This is a genomic window from Gilliamella sp. Pra-s52, assembly GCF_009795805.1.
Lineage (GTDB): Bacteria > Pseudomonadota > Gammaproteobacteria > Enterobacterales > Orbaceae > Gilliamella.
Map to the genome: position 1 here is coordinate 78,802 of NZ_WTEY01000002.1, position 17,353 is coordinate 96,154.

The following is a 17,353-nucleotide window of genomic DNA, read 5'->3' on the forward strand; positions in this document are numbered from 1 at the left end:
TGTGTAATGAAAAGGAGAGTAAATAATGAAGATTTAAATAAAGGGCTTACTTTTGAACAACTGGGGGGGGATTCAATTGTGAGCCTAGATATTCACTTCGATCTTGAACAAAAATTTAATGTTGAAATTCCTGACGGGATAATAAATGCACAGCTAAATTTAAGAGATGTGGTCAATTATATAGAAAATATAAATCAATAAGGCTTCTTTTGCATTATGAATTCACTTAAAAATAATTGCCACGTGGCTGTAACGGGACTTGGATTGGTAACCCCATTGGGCATAGGTGTAGATGATTCTTGGAATAATCTTTTATCTGGAGTAAGTGCTTGTAAATTTGACCCAATACTTAAGACACTGTTCTGACGCCTATTGCACAAAAAATGAGTGTACTGTTTCGCAATTATGTTTAGCTTGATTACTAAGTAAACCTAAGCAAATTATCCCTATACCAGGGACAAAAAATTGAACCATTTACTTGAAAACATTGAAGCTTCCAATGTTAATTTAAGTCATGAGGGCTATGATCTTATAGAACAAAATATAGCTGCGTTTATTATTTATGGAGAACGTTATCCGAAGGAAGACATGAATACATATTGTCTTGATGAATAAACAATTTTAAAAATAACATTTATAATTATAGGTGAATTATATGGAAATAAAAAGTAATACTTTCCCAACATTTAATCTTCTTCTGTTATCTACAGCATTATTTATTTCAATAATGACAGAAGCACTACCAGCAGGCTTTTTATTGCTAATAAGCAAGGATTTAGGTGTTACCGAGTCACAAGCTGGTCAATTAGTTACTCTTTATGCATTAGGGTCTTTGATATCCGCTATACCATTAACAATTGTAACACAAGGTTGGAATAGGCGAAAATTGTTAATAACGATAATGCTAGGTTTTACAATCACCAATTTTATGACAGCTTATTTAGCATCTTTTATTTTAATATTAGTATCTAGATTTTTGGCCGGTGTTTTTGCTGGTCTTCTGTGGGCGATGGTGGCTGGCTATGCAATAAGAATGGTTAGTGATGAAAAAAAAGGAAGAGCAATAACTGTTGTTATGCTAGGAGTTCCTATAGCCTTATCAATTGGTATTCCATTGGGTACTTTTATTGGTAAACTGATTGGTTGGAGATTAACTTTTCAGTTAATTACAATAATATCTTTGGTCTTAGTATTTTTTATCTGGTTAAAACTACCTAACTTACCTGCGCTGAAAACTGAGAAAAAGAATCCAATTTTTTCTGTATTAGCTATTCCCTACGTAAAATCTGTCTTAATAATCAACTTTGTTTTTGCTTTTGGACATAATATTTTTTATACCTATATATCACCATATTTGCAACTTTCTGGTAATGAAAACAATGTAGATATTATTTTGTTAATTTTTGGTATTTCTTCAATTATAAGTATTACTATTGTTGGTATTTTTATTGATAAATATTTACGCCAATTAATTATTTCATCTTTATGTTTGTTTGCTATATCAGGAATATTGTTTTATGTGTTTGACAGTGCATATTCATTAATTCTCATCTCAATTATTCTTTGGGGATTAGCTTTTGGTGGTGGAGCGACTTTATTTCAAACAGCATCAGCAAAAATCACAGGAAATTCTGCTGATATAGCACAATCATTACTGGTTTCGCTTTGGAATCTAGCAATCGCGGGAGGTGGTTTCTTTGGTGGTGTATTACTAAATATCTCAAATGCTAGGGTGTTGCCTATTGTGATGTTCGTTTTATTAACATTAGCGCTTTTAATAGTTTTAGCTTCCGGTAAGAATGGCGTTGGATACTCAAAAGGAGATGATAGTGTTTCTAATTGATTTGCATGTACATACAATGTCAAGTGCTCATGCATATAGTTACGTATATGAAAATATAATGATTGCTAAGCAAAAAAAACTTAAACTTATTGCTATAACCGATCATGGACCTAAACTTGATGACTCACCTCATAGATGACATTTTTTAAATATGAACTCAATACCTAACGAGGTAGATAATGTCATAGTTCTCAAAGGTATTGAGGCTAACATTTTAGATATCGATGGGAACATCGATTGTGATGGCGAGATGTTTCAGAATTTAGATTTTGTTATGGCTGGTTTCCATTATCCATTAATTGAAAGTACAGATATTTATAAAAATACCCAAGCAATGCTGAATGTAATTAAAAATCCAATTGTTAGTATTATTAGCCATCCTGACAATCCTAAATACCCTGTTGATTTTGATGAAGTTGCCAGAGCTGCTTATGAAAATAACGTTGCACTTGAATTTAATTCGGGGTCTGTATTGGCTCGGCCAGGTAGTGATATAAAATGTATTGATATGCTAAAAGCTGTAGAAAAATTCAGCGGTTATATATCCTTGGGATCTGACGCTCATTTTTGTTCTAGGGTTGGGGATCTAGATTATTGTGAGTCAATAATTAGAAAAATGAATTTTAATAAGGAAATGGTTTTAAATAATAGTGTAAATAAAGTAGTCAATTTTTTTAAGTATAAAAAAATTAAAAATTAGTAGTATTTTCTATTCTTATTAAGAAATATTAGACTGAAAAAATAAATAATGAAGTGATAAGGCATTGGTTGTGTCCTAGTTAAATATTTAAGATTCAATTTAGTCTAGTTCAAAATGAAACAATTAGTCATTGTTTCCATTTTTTATCTCATTGATTAAAGTAAGAGCCTGTGTACTGGCTTTTACTTCATTCCAACACATTCCTATTTTCCACTTAGTTCCTCGCCCAGTAAGACGTTCATACTTAATTTGTGTTTTAATATTCTGGACTAAGCTATTGGCTAATATAGCTATATTGGAATGTAGTTCCGTCATAGATATAGTACTGTAAATATTATTTGTATAGTGTATATTCGAAGAATGTAGTGAATTTGCAGAAAGAAATTTTGAAATTTTTTGAAATAAATCAGAATGTAACTTATTGTTAGGTAAACAAAGAGTATTTTTATCTAAAATTGGAATTAAGTCAGCAAGCTGGTTGAGTTGGAAATTATTCTCTTTGTTCGAGATAATTAATAAATGGTCTGTCCCCATCTCTTCAAACATTAATTGTTTATTACTTGGTTTTTCCATAAAAGCCACATCTAATTTACCTGATATTAATCCTTTTTCTAGCTCTCCTGAGTTTAAATCATATATTTTGATTCTAACCATTGGATGATGCTCAGTATATTTGTTTAGGAGTTTAGGTAATATGTTTATAAATGAGAATGTATGGCCAACATTCAAAATGCCTGTTCTGCCTGTCTTTATTTTTTTCGCGACACACAGAAATTTATCTAGTTCATTAGTTAAATTAATTGCATAATTATATATTATCTTTCCTTCATCGGTTAAATAACAACCTTGATTATCTCTAAGAAACAAGAGAAAACCTAATCTTTCTTCAAGAAGCTGAATTTGCTTCGTAAGTGTAGGTTGCGTGATATTTAATTTATCGGCTGCGTCTCGAAAACTAGTACTAGTAGCCAATACAATAAATGATTTGATTTTTTTTACATACATTAAGAAATCCTCTAATTTTACATTGTGTTATTTTATATCTCATTTCTTAGATTTTTCTGATCTAATGATTACGCCTGTTCTAACAAATGGAGGACAAAACAAATAATTAACTTTAATTAAAGATGGAAGTTTATATTTTTTTACTAATTCAGGATCAATTTTAAATAAAAGAATATTATATACATTATCGAGATCTGTTAATGCCGAAGATTTAAGGTGAATATTGCCATTAGTTTGATTAAATACGGCTTTAAATATGCTTTCTTTTGCTGAAAATATTAATGTTGTAGATTGACATTCTGAAATGTTCCTTTTGTTTAAGTATCCAGCTTTCTTGTGTAACAGTCAACAAAACTTGGAGACAATCTTAGGCAGTTTTTAGTAAATTGTATTCAAATTCTGCAGGTGAAATAAATTCCCGTTTATAATGTCTTCTTTTTTGATTATAAATAGGTTCGATATAATCAATAATATCAGCTATTGCTTGCTCTCTGGTTACATAATCTCGATAGTTGCTCCTTTCTGATTTTAATGATCTAAAAAATCGCTCAGTCACGGCATTGTCTAAGCAATTTCCTGCTCGGCTCATGCTAAAGGTAATTTGATAAGATGCTAATATCCGTTGGGACTGTTCACTGCGATATTGAATTTCCTGATCGCAATGAAATAAAGTTGGGCTTTCTCCTTTACGCCGCTGTATTGCCATATTTAATGCTTTAACCGTAAGGTTACTATTAGGCTTGTCAGAAAAAGCCCATCCAATAATACGCCGAGAGCATAAATCCATGACAACAGCCAGATAAAACCAGCCTTGCCTTGTTCGAATATAGGTAATATCATCAGTCCAATATCGATTAATTGTCGCAGGATTAAATTGTCGATTTAAATGGTTTGGTGCAAGTGTCGACGATTTACCACCGCTAGGATAGACATGTTGTTTCGGTCTTTTTGCAACGAGACCTAATGTCTTTATTAAGCGTCTGGCCTTATCTAAACCAAGCTTAAACCCTTTTTTAATCAGTTCAACGAGCATTCTTCTTTTTCCAATATGCCATCCATTTCGTTATGAATTGATTTCATGGCTATTTCAAGCCTAGTATTAATCAATTTAAATGCACGATGTTGAGTTCGATAATAAAAAGTACTGGGTGACACTAATAAACATCGGCAGATTTGAGATAGTTTATTTCCTGCCTTCTTCAACATTAACGCTATTTGTTGCCGCTTGTCATTTCCATTGCGAAGAAGGCTGAAGCTTTTTTTAATAATTGATTATCACTTTGCAGCTGTTTAACTTGTTTCTCTAAAGCTTGTATTCGTTTTTGCTCAGGTGTCAGCGCACTACTTTTAGGCGTAATACCTTGTCGTTCTTTTCTATATTGCGTTACCCAACGCTGGATTGATGAAATACTAACATTCATTGTTTTTGCGGCATCTTTATGTGCATAACCATAATTCAGAACTAATTCTGCACACTCTCGTTTAAATTCACTACTTAGTTGTCTTGTCATCAGATAATCTCCTTTGTTGAGGATTTATCATACCCGCTAAGAATGTCTACAAGAAAAGTATACCGTTACATATCACAATCACACATTTTTTGGACTAATCCCAAAAAACTCATTCCGTTTTTGGACGGATTTTTGGACTAAATTATTTTGGATGACTCAGGATTATTCGGTTCCATACTGGAAAGTAAAACCGTTATATATCACTTGCAAACGCTAAAATTTGCGAACTTTAATGAAGTATACTGGATATTATATTGGAGCGGGAAACGAGGTTCGAACTCGCGACCCCGACCTTGGCAAGGTCGTGCTCTACCAACTGAGCTATTCCCGCTTATTGAGGTGCTTCAAAAGAAGTGGTGAGCATTATACAAAAATTTTTGTATCTAGCAACCACTTTTTATTATTATTTTTTATCTTTCCAACTAAGTGATTCAAAAACGCCAAATAAGAACAGGCGCAATACTTTGAACTTGTCTTGTTGTTTTTCCTGTTTGGTCATGGTTGAGTTTAACATCCATGCTTGTAAGCCATGAGTAACCGCAAAAGCGATTAAGCCGATAATAGCAACCACATTCGCCGGTTTTGGGTAAGGGTGGATTAAGTTAAATAATAAAAATAGCCACATTAATGAGTATAAAGTTTTGCCAATAAAGATGAACATTAATTATCTTCCCGTATAAAAAGGTAGCTGTGAACTTGGCCAGCGGTTTTTTCGCGATGTAAGCGCCAGTGAATGGGGATATAAGTTGTTAGGTCGTGCCCTATTTCTGTTTCAATATAGACATAAGCCGATGGTTTGAGCCAATTATTTTGCTCAAGTTGGCTAACTGTTTTGGCAACCAATGATTGGTGAAACGGCGGATCAATAAAGACCACATCAAACTGTTTTGATGCTGGTTTGTTTAGCCACTTTAGAGTATCAGTATGATAAATATCAATAGCATCGCTAGCAATCAGTTGTTTGTTTTTGTTGAGTAGCATGGCAACTTGTTTGTCTTTTTCAAGCAGGGTAACGCTTTTTGCACCTCTTGATGCGGCTTCAAAGCCAAGTGATCCGCTACCTGAAAAACAATCCAAACAATAGCTACCTTGGATAACTGGCATTAACCAGTTATATAGGGTTTCTTTAATGCGATCAGTTGTTGGGCGTAGTCCTTGCTTGTCAAGCACCGCTAATTTTCGCCCACGCCACTTTCCGCCAATAATTCTTATTGAACCATTCATGTTAAGTCCTTTATCAGAATAGTTCTGATGTGTTGCCCTCTGAATCTGTTACTTTTGTACCCACTTCTTTTGTCGCATAACCTGTTGGTTCAGTACCTTTGATAAAATATTCTGACATGGTTTTAGAGCCAGAACTAGGTAATAATCCTGTTTTTTGGTCAATAGTGACCGAAATCACATTGTCAGGTTTTACATCTTGTTTTACAGGAACATCTTTTAGAGCAACTTTCATATAATCAACCCATATAGGATTTGCTGTTACAGCGCCTGCTTCGGCTCGGAATGTTCGACCTAAATCACGACGGTGATCGTCAAATCCCATCCATACAGTGGTCACAATATTGCCACCAAAGCCCGAAAACCAAACATCTTTAGATGAGTTGGTTGTTCCTGTTTTACCACCAACGTCTTTACGACCGAGCGCTTTTACTCGCCATGCAGTACCTTGCCAATCTGAACCACCAAATACAATAGAGCGAAGGCCATCTTTCATAATAAATGCAATGCCACTATTTAGTGTATGTGGAGCATATTTTGGTGTGCCGTCTGTATTATTGTCATTTGGGTTGATATTAGGCAATACTAAATCGTCATCAGCCTTAAGGTTAGCTTGTTCTGGCTCTTCGTTATCCGATTGGTTAGCTTCGTTTTCGACATTATCTAACGATACCACTGGTTTGATATCCTCGGGGACAACATCGTCATTACAACTTGGACACGCAATCATTGGTTGATGTTGATAAATCATACCTGTGCCATTACTGTATTCTATCTTCTCAATCAAATATGGTGTAATTAAGTAACCACCATTAGCAATAACCGAATACGCTCTTGCTACTTGTAACGGGGTAAACGATGCCGAACCTAATGCTAATGATTCATTATGCGAGATGTTTTCTTTAGGGAAGCCAAAACGCTCTAAATAATTTGCCGCATAATCTATACCAACAGCACGTAAGGCTCTTACCATCATGACGTTTTTAGACATTCCTAAACCAATTCTTAATCTTAATGGTCCAGCATAAGTTGGTGGTGAGTTTTTAGGACGCCAAGTAGCACTACCCGTTGAACGAACAATAGGTGCATCATTAAGAAGTGTCGCCATTGTTAGCCCTTGCTCTAAAGTTGAAGCATAAATAAATGGTTTAATGTTAGAACCTAATTGCCTTAGTGCTTGTGTGGCTCGATTAAATTTGCTTAAGTTAAAATCATAACCACCCACTATCGCTTTGATTGCACCATTATCTGAATCAAGTGACACCAGCGCAGAATTAACTGCAGGGATTTGTGCTAGCTCCCAGTCTTCAGCCGATTTTTTAACCCAAATAAGTTGTCCTGCTTTGAGCGTATCAGATACTTTTTTCGGAAATGCACCTTGTCTTGTATCGCTAATAAATGGGCGTGCCCATTTCATGTTTTGGTATGTAATGGTTATATTACTTTTATCAGATAGTATCGCTGTTGCTTCTTTATCTGATGATGTCATGACAACCGCAGGACACATGCCACTATAGCATATGTATTTGTTAAGCGCTTGTTGAATTTTATCTGTTTCCCATGCAGTTTCGTTAGGTTGCCATAGAACTTTTTCAGCACCACGATAGCCATGTCTGATGTCGTAATCAATAATATGTTTTTTTACTGTTTCTGTTGCTGCTATTTGATCGGTTCTTGAAATAGTTGTATAGACTTTATAGCCATCTGTGTAGGCGTTTTCACCAAATTTATCATACATAAATTGACGCGCCATTTCAGCAACATAAGGGGCAGAAAATTCAATTTGTGGCGAGTGATAACTTACGTTAATTGGTTTTTTGATAGCTTCGTCGTATTGCGCTTGGGTGATATAAGATTGATCTAACATACGTCCTAATACCCAATTACGTCTAATTAATGCACGATCTGGATGAGAAATGGGATTATATGCCGATGGTGCATTAGGTAAGCCTGCCAATAAAGCCGCTTCATCAATTGTTAATTGATCGGGTGTTTTACCAAAGAAGGTGTAAGATGCTGCCGCAACGCCGTATGCTCTTGAACCAAAATTGATCATGTTAAGATATAGTGCCATGATCTCTTCTTTTGATAGTTCTTTTTCCATACGAATCGCAAGGATTATCTCTTTTGCTTTCCGTGCAATGCTTTTTTCAGGTGTTAGGAAGAAGTTTTTAGCAACTTGCTGAGTGATAGTACTACCACCTTGGGAGAACCCTTTTTGCTTTAAGCCAATATACATGGCTCGAACAATACCAATCGGGTCAATACCAAAATGTTCGTAAAAGCGTGAGTCTTCTGTTGCGATAACGGCATTAACGACTATTGGTGGGATCTCGTCATATTTTAACGGCGTTCTGCGTCGTTCACCAAAAATGGCAATTAATTCACCATCTTTGCTTAGCACTTGCATTGGTGTTTGTAAGCGAACATTTTTTAATGTAGCAACATCAGGAAGCTCTTTTGAATAATGAGCATAACCTGCAATACCAATAACTACAGCACAAAGAAATGCACCAATAAATAATTTTAGAAGTAATTTCAACACTCTAACTAATATCACAAATCTTTCCTATTTAGATTTTTTTAAGGCAAAAATAATGGCATCAGAATTTTCTGCGCCAATGTTCGTAACCTATCTTTAGGTAAGGATCTTCATTTTAGCATTTCAAAAAATGCAAATATTCGATCGTTCATTGATTAAATCACAAAAAATTGTGCGCATTATCTCCCATATTTAGTTTTATTTTAAGCTATTTTTATCAGAATTTTGAAATAATTCTATTTTTACTTAATTGAGGTTAAACAAGTATTATGTGGAGCACACAACTTAGCATATCAAAGCAACAATTATGCATTGCAACGCTTTTTTATACAGTGCTAATAACACTTTGTCTAGTTTTGTTTGCTAACACGGCTTTCAACTGTTGTACTTCTGTTATCATTCCATTATTAATAATAGAATGGTGGCGTTGCCTGCATTATTTGAAAATAATTAAAGGTGAATTTGCACTATTTCATTATATTAATCAAATATATTGGCACAAACAACGCTGGCATCTAATGCATAAACCTTTGATATTCCGTTATGTTGTTATTTTAAATTTAAAATCTCGACGAAACGGAAAAAACGGTACACTTTGGCTAATGGTTGATAACCTCCAACCGAATGACTGGCGAACATTACGTTTTTACTTAAAACAGATTGAATTCACTTGATGCAACGACATACTTTTCTAAAATTTTTTATTAAGATGACTGTTAATCAATGCGATTTTTTAATCCAATATTGATATGGTTCTGATTCTATCTGTAATGAGAGTAATTCGTGATCCATGTGGCGGCAAAAACTAGGAACATCGCGCGTCGTAGCAAAATCATCGGCAATAACATAAAGAACTTGCCCTATAGCAAGTTCTCGAATGGTTTTTCTAATTAGCATAATAGGTTCAGGACAACGCAATCCAAGTGTATTGAGTTCTTTGTCTATAGTTATGTTCATTTTTTAATGTATTGATAATTATAAAAATAGCTTACTTAGATAATGAGGAACAGCATCTTGAGCGTTCGATCCAATCACTTCTAATTCTGGTAATAGTTTCTTTAATTCTGCACTACCATTTTGCATTATACATCCTTTACCTGCCACTTTTAGCATTTCGTAGTCGTTCATGCCATCACCAAAAGCGATGCTGTCTTTTAAACTGTAACCGAGTTTCTCAACAACTTTTTTTAATGCGCTGCCTTTTGAAACATTTTCTGACATGACTTCAAGACAATTTAATGTTGAAAAGGCAACACTAATTTTATTGCCAAATTTAGCCTCTAGTCGATTTTTTAACTGAACAAGATGTGGATAAAGTGCATCATCGGTTGTTGTAAAATAAATTTTAGCAATATCATTAGTATCAAAATCAAGTGGATTGAATAATTGATAAGTAAACTGTGTATCACGATAAAATTCTAACGAGAAAGTATCCTCTTTATTAATCAACCAATGATCACCACGATATAAATGAGTATAAATTAATGGATCATCCATACTCATTTGAGCAATTTCACTCGCAAGCAAGGGGGAAATACTTTGGCTAAAGATTAAATTACCTTGACTATCATGCACCCTTGCGCCATTTGAGGTTATCATAAAAGCATCTATTTCCATATTTTCGCGCATTTGTGCGACATCAATATGGTGTCTGCCAGTTGCAAACACAAAATGAATTCCTTTATTACGGAGTGCTTGAAGAACTTGTTTGGTATAAGGTGATAAGCTATGTTCAGGCGTTAATAAAGTCCCGTCTAAATCAGAAGCAACAACATGCATAATATTCTCGACTTTTATAATAAATGATAATAATGACTAAGATAATATACTTTGAACTGTAATGAGGCATCAAAGTAAAACAAAAATAGGTCAAAGTATAATACAACTCCGTTAACATTTACTCAACTAATTGTGGTGTAATAAAAATAACTAACTCACGTTTTTGCTGTTTTTTGCTGTTGTGTATAAATAAATTGCCAATTACAGGCACGTCACCAACACCTGGAACTTTACGTTTGTTATTAGTATTAACCTGTTGAAAGATTCCCCCTAATACAAGGGTTTCCCCATTTTTTATTTGCACTTGTGTTTTGATTTCTTGTGTATCAATTGCAAGCGCTTCGCCACCATCACTACGTTTTATTGAACGCCCTGCTGTATTTTGTGTAATATATAAATCTAAAATCATGCGATCATCAGACAGTATTTTAGGGGTCACTTCTAACCCCAATACCGCTGGTTTAAACTCAATCGATGTCGCGCCATTGCTACCACTAGACACTTCGTAAGGAATTTCGGTACCTTGTTTTATCGATGCCATGTTTTGATTAGAAGTAAGTAAATTTGGACTAGCAATAATTTCTAGTTGATTTTCAGATTCAAGCGCTGATAATTCCAAATTCAACAAACTTCCCGATAGTTTTGCTAAATTAAACCCCACCGTTGTAGTAGGATGTGCTACACCAAGACTAACATCAAACTGATCCAATAATTGCGATGACTTACCAGCATACCCCCATTTAATACCAAGCTGTGACATGCTTTCATCACTCATAGTGACAATATGAGCTGAAATATGAACTTGAGGCATGGGTTTATCAAGTGTTTTTACCAATTTTTTGATTTGAGTAAATTGTTTAGCTAAATCAGTAATAATCAGTGAATTGGTACGTTTATCGAGTGCTACCTTTCCCCTTTCTGAAAGTAGCCCTTGCTGGTGAATTGTCTCGATTAACGTTGTTGGATCTGCATGATTAATCGGTATTGATAACGAGCTAAGCGGTTGGTTAAACTCTTGTTCTTTTTGCGCTAATTGTTGTTTTTGTAACAATATTTCAGGATCTGGTGATTTAGAAATAAACAAAATATTGTCATCAATTTCTGCGTGTAAATTTGCTGAATCTAATACGATCTTTAATGCTTTATTCCAATCAACGTTATTTAGTTTAATGGTTTGCTTTATGGGTAAATCTTCTATCATAACCAAATTCATCTGTTTACTATCAGCTAGTGCCTGTAAAATGATGGCAATGTCGGTTTGATAAAATGTCATTGAGACATTTTTTTGCTGTTTGGCATTTAATGATTGATCGATATGGGCATAACAGGCTTTTATTCCAATGATAAAAAAAATAAAAATAATTGTTATTGCCAAATTGCTTTTAGTTTGAGTAATAAGGCTAATATAGTGATTTAGCCGTTGGTTCTTAACATTGTTATTCATTGATAGGCATTGTCCATGATACAGTGTTATGGCAATAATCAGGTAGATTTGCTTGCCAAATAATTTTATCGTTAAGTAAAGATTGCACATGCCAAGGAAATAAGACATTTGGCACAGCATCATCGGTTATTGCTAGCCATTGATTATCGGATACTAGCCAAATCTGTTGATAATTTTGATCTATTTGTTTCATTATTCCCCTAAAATGCCAAATTTGAATTTGTTCAAGCAGTTGTTCGGTTTGTTCACTACAAGAAATCGAATAATATGGTTGAAAAGGATCCCGTTCTAAAGGCTTGTCTGCTTTTAGGTCAAAACAGACAAAAAACAATAAACCGATGCATAAAAATAAATAACGCATCACTCATTATCCTTTTTAAACAATAATGTAAAGGTGATCTGTAACTGCTGATCTTGTTTACTAATTTTTAGGTTTTGAAAATCAAGAAAATAAAAATCATTGGTTAATGATGAAATTAAATTCATAAAATTAAAAAACTGACCATTTAGCTCTATATCCCAGTTCACTGTTTGGTCTGCTTGATAGCGCTTAAAGGCACTTAACACTAGGTGATGTTGTTCGATCGCCTGTGCTAGCTCTTGTTCTGATATCAAACTATATAAACTATTTTTACTTGTTTGATAACGATTCACTTTGTTCTGTAATAGCTGCGTTTCAGTGATTTTTTGTTGATATGCGTTGGCATTTAATCTAGCTTGTTGCTCAATATCGTGGATAAAAAATAGATAAACAACTGCAAAAACTGCCAAACAACAAAATATAGACAGCAGATATTGTTGCCAAATTGGGCGATTAAAAAAATCATTGTTCATTAAGGCGCATTTCCATTTCAAAAACTAAGTTCGTTTTATTAGATAAGACGCTATTTATTTGACTGTTGTTGATATTTTTCATTGTTAACAGATTCTGATTAAAATTAGTTAATTCAACATAGCTAAAACTTTGCCCATCAATCCTAATTTTTTGGTGTTCATAATAAAAAGAATTCAACCAAATAACCGAAGGCAATTGTTCTGAAAACAACAATAATGCATTTTGGATCTGCTTTTGACTTAATGATGGGTTAGGTAAGTAACTAGATAATTCAGCCGTGAGTTTTTGTACTACCTGCTGTTGTTCTAGTAGTTTTTGCTCATAATATTGCTGTTCATTTCGCGCTTGAATCCACCAATAACAAAGCAAACAGCTAATTATGCCGATAAAACTAACAATTGTGTACGCTAATTGCTGTTGATGTTTTATTTGCTTTTCTTGTCGCCAAGGTAAAAAATTAATTTCAGCATGGTCAAATCGACAACCAACAAATGTTAATCGTAGTTCATATTTTTTAAAAATATTTACCCAATTTTCAATGTTATTGCGCTCAGTTATCATCACTGTAACGTATTTATTTTGTTTGGTTGGATAAACAAAATCAAAAAATACATTTTTAGTGGGTAATTGAAATAATTTATAAATGTTAGCTTCAATATATAAAATTAATTCACTTAATTTTAACTTTATGTCTGGTAAAGTAAGTTGTTGTGTTTGGATTAAATTGACGTCCAAATTAAGTTCAAATTCAGTCCGTCCCACAAATTTCTTTTGTAAATCACTTAAAAATAAATCGATATCAGCTTCATTTTGATAATGAAATGCAACTAAATCATCGCTCATATCTAATGTAGTGACTTGCTTGGCAGAGCTCACTGTCTTATATCGTAAAATAGTGGGCTGAACATAAATAATGACACGTTCTTTATTAAAAACCATGATTGATTAACTTTTTATTTGTGATAACCGAATCGCTTCATCATAGTAATTCTTTACTAAATAAAAATAGAGAAAAGTAATTTTTGCGAACTATCACCCAAAAAATGTTTAAAATTAAATCGAACAAAGCCGATTTTAGAGAAATTTAAAAAAAAAGGTTGACTGAAATAAGACGTGCCTTATAATGCACATCCACACGGTAAGGGTGATTAGCTCAGTTGGGAGAGCACCTCCCTTACAAGGAGGGGGTCACTGGTTCGAACCCGGTATCACCCACCAATCTTTACCGTGACGTTTTAGAAATAAAAACATTTGGGGTGATTAGCTCAGTTGGGAGAGCACCTCCCTTACAAGGAGGGGGTCACTGGTTCGAACCCGGTATCACCCACCATCTTAAGATGGGTCGTTAGCTCAGTCGGTAGAGCAGCGGACTTTTAATCCGTTGGTCGAGCGTTCGAATCGCTCACGACCCACCATTTGATTATACTATTCCAAAACAAATCAGATTAATCTAATTAAACAAAAAATCGAAGATAACACTACGCTAACGTTAGAAAATCTCCCCAAAACAACAAATAGTTACAAAAATCATAACAACCTTTTTAAGGTTTTCCATTCATGGTTAAATTTGTCTTTAAGATAAAAAGAAAAAACAGTTCTTTTTATCTTATAAAGTACCATAATATTAATAACTATCAAAAACATACCAAGCTAATTGATAAGCGATATAAAACATCGTACACCCAATCAAAAAGTCCAATATGATCCAAACCTTTTTTTGTTTAAATAGCGGTGTTAGCAGTCTTGCACCATAACCTATCCCAAAAAACCAAATGAACGAAACACAAACAGCACCAATTAAAAAAGCCAATTTTTGTTCATTTGTTAATGTACTAGCAATACCACCCACAATAACAACGGTATCTAAATAAACATGAGGATTGAGTAAAGTAACAGCCAAGGTTGCTAGTATCACTTTGGATAAACGACTATTTTGCAAATTTTGAGATTCTATTTGCAAATAACTATTACCTTGAACGGCACTTTTAAAAGCTGAAAAACCATACCAACTCAAAAAAATCGCTCCTAAAGTGGCAAGAATACGAGTTATTAGCAGATTAGTACTAATAAATGTCCCCACTCCCAAAATACCTACTGACATTAGTGCAAAATCACAGACAAAGCAGATTACTACTACAAAAAAGATATAATTTTTTAATATCCCTTGTTTAAGCACAAATAAATTTTGAGCCCCAATGGCAATAATTAGACTTGCTGAAATTAATGCACCTCGTAATATTTCTGATAGCATTTTGTGATAATTGTTATGCAAATGTAAAACAGGGGGAGAATATATATCATCTCCTTTGTAAATCGTCAATAAACTACTAATCGACACATTGATATATCTTAAATAACTCAGGTAAAATAAAGAGAATTTTGCAACGAATATATCCTAGCTTCAATTTTCACTTAACGACCAATAAACTGGTTATTTGTTTAGCGTCACCTTAAGGATTGAATATGATTTTTGAGTTTCTAATCTTTCTCTGTATTGGTGCAGCCGCAGGGTTATTAGCGGGTATGTTTGGTGTTGGGGGTGGCGCATTAATTGTGCCTGCTTTAATCTTCACTTTGAGTTATTTCAATCTGGGCGAGGCATGGATTAACCATATTGCTATTGCGACATCATTAGCCACAATTATTGGCACTAGTTTATCATCTAGCTATATACACAATAAAAACCACAATATTCAGTGGCCAATCCTAAAAAAAATGGTTTTAGGTTGTATAATTGGTACGTTATGTGGTTCGTATATGACGCCTTATATTCCAGGAAATTGGTTAAAATGGATTTTTATTCTATTTCTTATCTATGTAAGTGTTAAATTTATTTTACAGATAGACAAAAAACAAGAAAATCAATTCAGTAAAGATACTTCTTTTAATAATTACATTTTTGTATTTGCTGGCACTGTAATTGGTATTTTCTCCGCTCTTGTCGGCGTTGGTGGCGGTGTATTAGTTATTCCTTTTTTGAAAAGGTGTGGTGTAGATATGCGTAAAGCAATTGGGACATCGGCCGCATTTACCTTACCAGTTGCGATTGGTGGAACCATTGGTTATATAATAGCTGGTTGGAATAACTCACAATTGCCACAATATTGTTTAGGTTTTGTTTATTTACCTGCAGCATTAGTTATTATGTTAGCAAGTATACCGATGGCTAAAGTAGGTGTGCAAATTGCGCAAAAATTATCAATAAAAAAATTAATCCGATTTTTTGGTCTTTTTCTATTATTGCTAGCCATAAAGTTAACCATTTCTTAGTATTATTGCCACAAAAAAGGTCGCAATTGCGACCTTAAACCTATAACACAAGCCAATATTCGATTAGTACTAAGCAAAAAATCGTTATCTTGCGTCTTTTACCGCCAGCCCTAATTGCCAAACGGCCATGGCATAATGTGTACTGTGATTATAACGGGTGATAGTATAAAAGTTTGGTAATCCATACCAAAATTGATAACTATCCCCCACATCAAGCCGTAATAAGCTAACTTGCGTATGTCCATCTAAAGAGCTTCGAGGCTTTAATCCCGATTTTGCAAGCTCTTCAATTGAGTATTTGGTACTAAAACCAGTATTAAGAGATGGAGCTTGACCATCAGCAATGACCGCTACTTTTTTACCTCGTTGCCAACCATGTGATTTAAAATAATTAGCTACACTACCGATAGCATCAACAGGATCCCATAAATCAATATGCCCATCATGATTAAAATCGACAGCGTGACGTCTAAATGCTGAAGGCATAAATTGACCATATCCCATTGCTCCGGCAAACGATCCGCTTAAATCAAAAGGATCAACGCCTTCATCTCGACACATTACCAAAAAGTCTTCTAGCTCATTAGAAAAGTACTGTGCACGCCTTGGGTAATAAAAAGCCAGCGTTGATAGAGCATCAATAATTTTGGTTTTACCCATTACTCTGCCCCAACCGGTTTCGACACCAATAATACCAACAATAATTTCGGGTGGAACACCGTATTCATTATAAGCACGCTGTAGTTCTTTTTGGTATTGATTCCAAAATTCAACACCTCGAGGAAGGTTACTTGCAGTAATAAATTTATTTTTATATCGAATCCAAGCGCCATTTGGTACTGTTGATGAACCTGCTTTTGGCGCTTGTTTATCCATTAAATTAATGGCCCAATCAAGCTTATTGGCTTGTGCAAGCACATTACGCAACTGTTGGCGGTTAAAACCATGTTTACTAACCATTCTATCGATAAACTTTTCTTGATCGACCGCTAATGGGGCACTTGTGTTTTTTTCCTGATTGTGATCTTTTTCAAGATAAACCCCACCTTTGACATTGGTATGTCCACGGTGTTCTTTCATTGGTGATGTTGGCGATCGCTTATTACTACAAGCTGTAAGTAATAAAATTAAACTAACAAAAACGATAATGCGTTGCATAAAAAACCATATTTTAAGTAGTTGAAAAATCGACAACATCATAAA

At 34.2% G+C, this 17,353-nt stretch carries 20 protein-coding genes and 4 tRNA genes; 9 read left to right on the forward strand and 15 right to left on the reverse strand.

All coding sequences use genetic code 11. The features are described from left to right. Nucleotides 1-6: 6 nt before the first annotated feature. The 4 genes from GQ594_RS02465 to GQ594_RS02480 all read left to right on the forward strand — a co-directional run bounded on the left by GQ594_RS02465 (nucleotide 7) and on the right by GQ594_RS02480 (nucleotide 2,543). Nucleotides 7-201 carry an acyl carrier protein gene (locus GQ594_RS02465; protein ID WP_160411325.1) on the forward strand — a complete coding sequence of 65 codons (195 nt, stop codon included), beginning with the start codon at nucleotides 7-9 and terminating at the stop codon, nucleotides 199-201. Nucleotides 202-216: 15 nt separating this feature from the next. Beyond that, nucleotides 217-366, forward strand: coding sequence for a beta-ketoacyl synthase N-terminal-like domain-containing protein (locus tag GQ594_RS12380; RefSeq protein ID WP_160411326.1), 150 nt, complete (start codon nucleotides 217-219; stop codon nucleotides 364-366). Nucleotides 367-655: 289 nt separating this feature from the next. Next, a complete protein-coding gene (locus tag GQ594_RS02475; RefSeq protein WP_160401552.1) occupies nucleotides 656-1,843 on the forward strand; it encodes an MFS transporter in 1,188 nt (395 codons plus the stop codon). Nucleotides 1,844-1,994: 151 nt separating this feature from the next. Further along, on the forward strand, nucleotides 1,995-2,543 hold the full coding sequence (locus GQ594_RS02480) for a phosphatase (protein WP_202112431.1): 549 nt from the start codon (nucleotides 1,995-1,997) through the stop codon (nucleotides 2,541-2,543). 123 nt (nucleotides 2,544-2,666) lie between these two features. On the opposite strand, the gene GQ594_RS02485 is transcribed toward GQ594_RS02480, so the two are convergent. The 7 genes from GQ594_RS02485 to GQ594_RS02520 all read right to left on the reverse strand — a co-directional run bounded on the left by GQ594_RS02485 (nucleotide 2,667) and on the right by GQ594_RS02520 (nucleotide 8,822). Further along, entirely contained in the window at nucleotides 2,667-3,548 is an 882-nt protein-coding gene (locus GQ594_RS02485) for a LysR family transcriptional regulator (protein WP_160411327.1), read from the reverse strand. Between the two features lie 367 nt (nucleotides 3,549-3,915). Then, nucleotides 3,916-4,596 carry an IS3 family transposase gene (locus GQ594_RS02490; RefSeq protein WP_337189475.1) on the reverse strand — a complete coding sequence of 227 codons (681 nt, stop codon included), beginning with the start codon at nucleotides 4,594-4,596 and terminating at the stop codon, nucleotides 3,916-3,918. A gap of 163 nt (nucleotides 4,597-4,759) precedes the next feature. Then, the gene (locus GQ594_RS02500) at nucleotides 4,760-5,059 is read right to left on the reverse strand and encodes a transposase (RefSeq protein WP_160411330.1); all 300 of its coding nucleotides are present in this window, start codon (nucleotides 5,057-5,059) and stop codon (nucleotides 4,760-4,762) included. A gap of 255 nt (nucleotides 5,060-5,314) precedes the next feature. Continuing rightward, nucleotides 5,315-5,390 (reverse strand) — tRNA-Gly (locus tag GQ594_RS02505). Between the two features lie 72 nt (nucleotides 5,391-5,462). Continuing rightward, on the reverse strand, nucleotides 5,463-5,720 hold the full coding sequence (locus tag GQ594_RS02510; RefSeq protein ID WP_160401540.1) for a DUF1145 domain-containing protein: 258 nt from the start codon (nucleotides 5,718-5,720) through the stop codon (nucleotides 5,463-5,465). Then, nucleotides 5,720-6,283: a 16S rRNA (guanine(966)-N(2))-methyltransferase RsmD gene (gene rsmD / locus GQ594_RS02515; protein ID WP_160401538.1), complete on the reverse strand. Its 564-nt coding sequence runs from the start codon at nucleotides 6,281-6,283 to the stop codon at nucleotides 5,720-5,722. Before rsmD ends, GQ594_RS02510 begins: the two co-directional genes overlap by 1 nt. Nucleotides 6,284-6,296: 13 nt before the next feature. Then, nucleotides 6,297-8,822 carry a PBP1A family penicillin-binding protein gene (locus GQ594_RS02520; protein ID WP_160411471.1) on the reverse strand — a complete coding sequence of 842 codons (2,526 nt, stop codon included), beginning with the start codon at nucleotides 8,820-8,822 and terminating at the stop codon, nucleotides 6,297-6,299. A gap of 269 nt (nucleotides 8,823-9,091) precedes the next feature. Here GQ594_RS02520 and GQ594_RS02525 point away from each other — a divergent pair, with 269 nt between their 5' ends. Then, nucleotides 9,092-9,496, forward strand: a complete 405-nt coding sequence (locus GQ594_RS02525) for a protein YgfX (protein WP_160401536.1) — start codon at nucleotides 9,092-9,094, stop codon at nucleotides 9,494-9,496. Nucleotides 9,497-9,542: 46 nt separating this feature from the next. On the opposite strand, the gene tusA is transcribed toward GQ594_RS02525, so the two are convergent. The 6 genes from tusA to GQ594_RS02555 all read right to left on the reverse strand — a co-directional run bounded on the left by tusA (nucleotide 9,543) and on the right by GQ594_RS02555 (nucleotide 13,819). Then, complete coding sequence (gene tusA / locus GQ594_RS02530) at nucleotides 9,543-9,779, reverse strand: sulfurtransferase TusA (protein WP_160401535.1); 237 nt, start codon at nucleotides 9,777-9,779, stop codon at nucleotides 9,543-9,545. An 18-nt stretch (nucleotides 9,780-9,797) separates the two neighbouring features. Beyond that, a complete protein-coding gene (locus GQ594_RS02535) occupies nucleotides 9,798-10,604 on the reverse strand; it encodes a Cof-type HAD-IIB family hydrolase (RefSeq protein WP_160401564.1) in 807 nt (268 codons plus the stop codon). Nucleotides 10,605-10,719: 115 nt separating this feature from the next. Beyond that, the gene (locus tag GQ594_RS02540; protein WP_160411331.1) at nucleotides 10,720-12,045 is read right to left on the reverse strand and encodes a secretin N-terminal domain-containing protein; all 1,326 of its coding nucleotides are present in this window, start codon (nucleotides 12,043-12,045) and stop codon (nucleotides 10,720-10,722) included. Further along, nucleotides 12,038-12,406 carry a hypothetical protein gene (locus GQ594_RS02545; protein ID WP_160401533.1) on the reverse strand — a complete coding sequence of 123 codons (369 nt, stop codon included), beginning with the start codon at nucleotides 12,404-12,406 and terminating at the stop codon, nucleotides 12,038-12,040. The genes GQ594_RS02540 and GQ594_RS02545 overlap by 8 nt, the downstream gene beginning before the upstream one ends. After that, on the reverse strand, nucleotides 12,406-12,879 hold the full coding sequence (locus GQ594_RS02550) for a hypothetical protein (protein WP_160411332.1): 474 nt from the start codon (nucleotides 12,877-12,879) through the stop codon (nucleotides 12,406-12,408). Before GQ594_RS02550 ends, GQ594_RS02545 begins: the two co-directional genes overlap by 1 nt. Further along, nucleotides 12,869-13,819, reverse strand: coding sequence for a PilN domain-containing protein (locus GQ594_RS02555; protein WP_160411333.1), 951 nt, complete (start codon nucleotides 13,817-13,819; stop codon nucleotides 12,869-12,871). The genes GQ594_RS02550 and GQ594_RS02555 overlap by 11 nt, the downstream gene beginning before the upstream one ends. 203 nt (nucleotides 13,820-14,022) lie before the next feature. On the opposite strand from GQ594_RS02555, the gene GQ594_RS02560 reads away from it, so the two are divergent. The 3 genes from GQ594_RS02560 (at nucleotide 14,023) to GQ594_RS02570 (ending at nucleotide 14,295) form a co-directional block, all read left to right on the forward strand. Beyond that, nucleotides 14,023-14,098: transfer RNA gene (locus tag GQ594_RS02560), tRNA-Val, on the forward strand. 36 nt (nucleotides 14,099-14,134) lie between these two features. After that, nucleotides 14,135-14,210 (forward strand) — tRNA-Val (locus GQ594_RS02565). A gap of 9 nt (nucleotides 14,211-14,219) precedes the next feature. Beyond that, nucleotides 14,220-14,295, forward strand: a tRNA-Lys gene (locus GQ594_RS02570). 209 nt (nucleotides 14,296-14,504) lie between these two features. Here the strand turns inward: GQ594_RS02570 and GQ594_RS02575 are convergent. Further along, a complete protein-coding gene (locus GQ594_RS02575; protein WP_160411334.1) occupies nucleotides 14,505-15,131 on the reverse strand; it encodes a LysE/ArgO family amino acid transporter in 627 nt (208 codons plus the stop codon). Between the two features lie 212 nt (nucleotides 15,132-15,343). On the opposite strand from GQ594_RS02575, the gene GQ594_RS02580 reads away from it, so the two are divergent. Further along, nucleotides 15,344-16,150: a sulfite exporter TauE/SafE family protein gene (locus tag GQ594_RS02580; RefSeq protein WP_160411335.1), complete on the forward strand. Its 807-nt coding sequence runs from the start codon at nucleotides 15,344-15,346 to the stop codon at nucleotides 16,148-16,150. Between the two features lie 84 nt (nucleotides 16,151-16,234). On the opposite strand, the gene mltB is transcribed toward GQ594_RS02580, so the two are convergent. Next, entirely contained in the window at nucleotides 16,235-17,308 is a 1,074-nt protein-coding gene (gene mltB, locus GQ594_RS02585) for a lytic murein transglycosylase B (protein WP_160401524.1), read from the reverse strand. Nucleotides 17,309-17,353 lie beyond the last annotated feature (45 nt).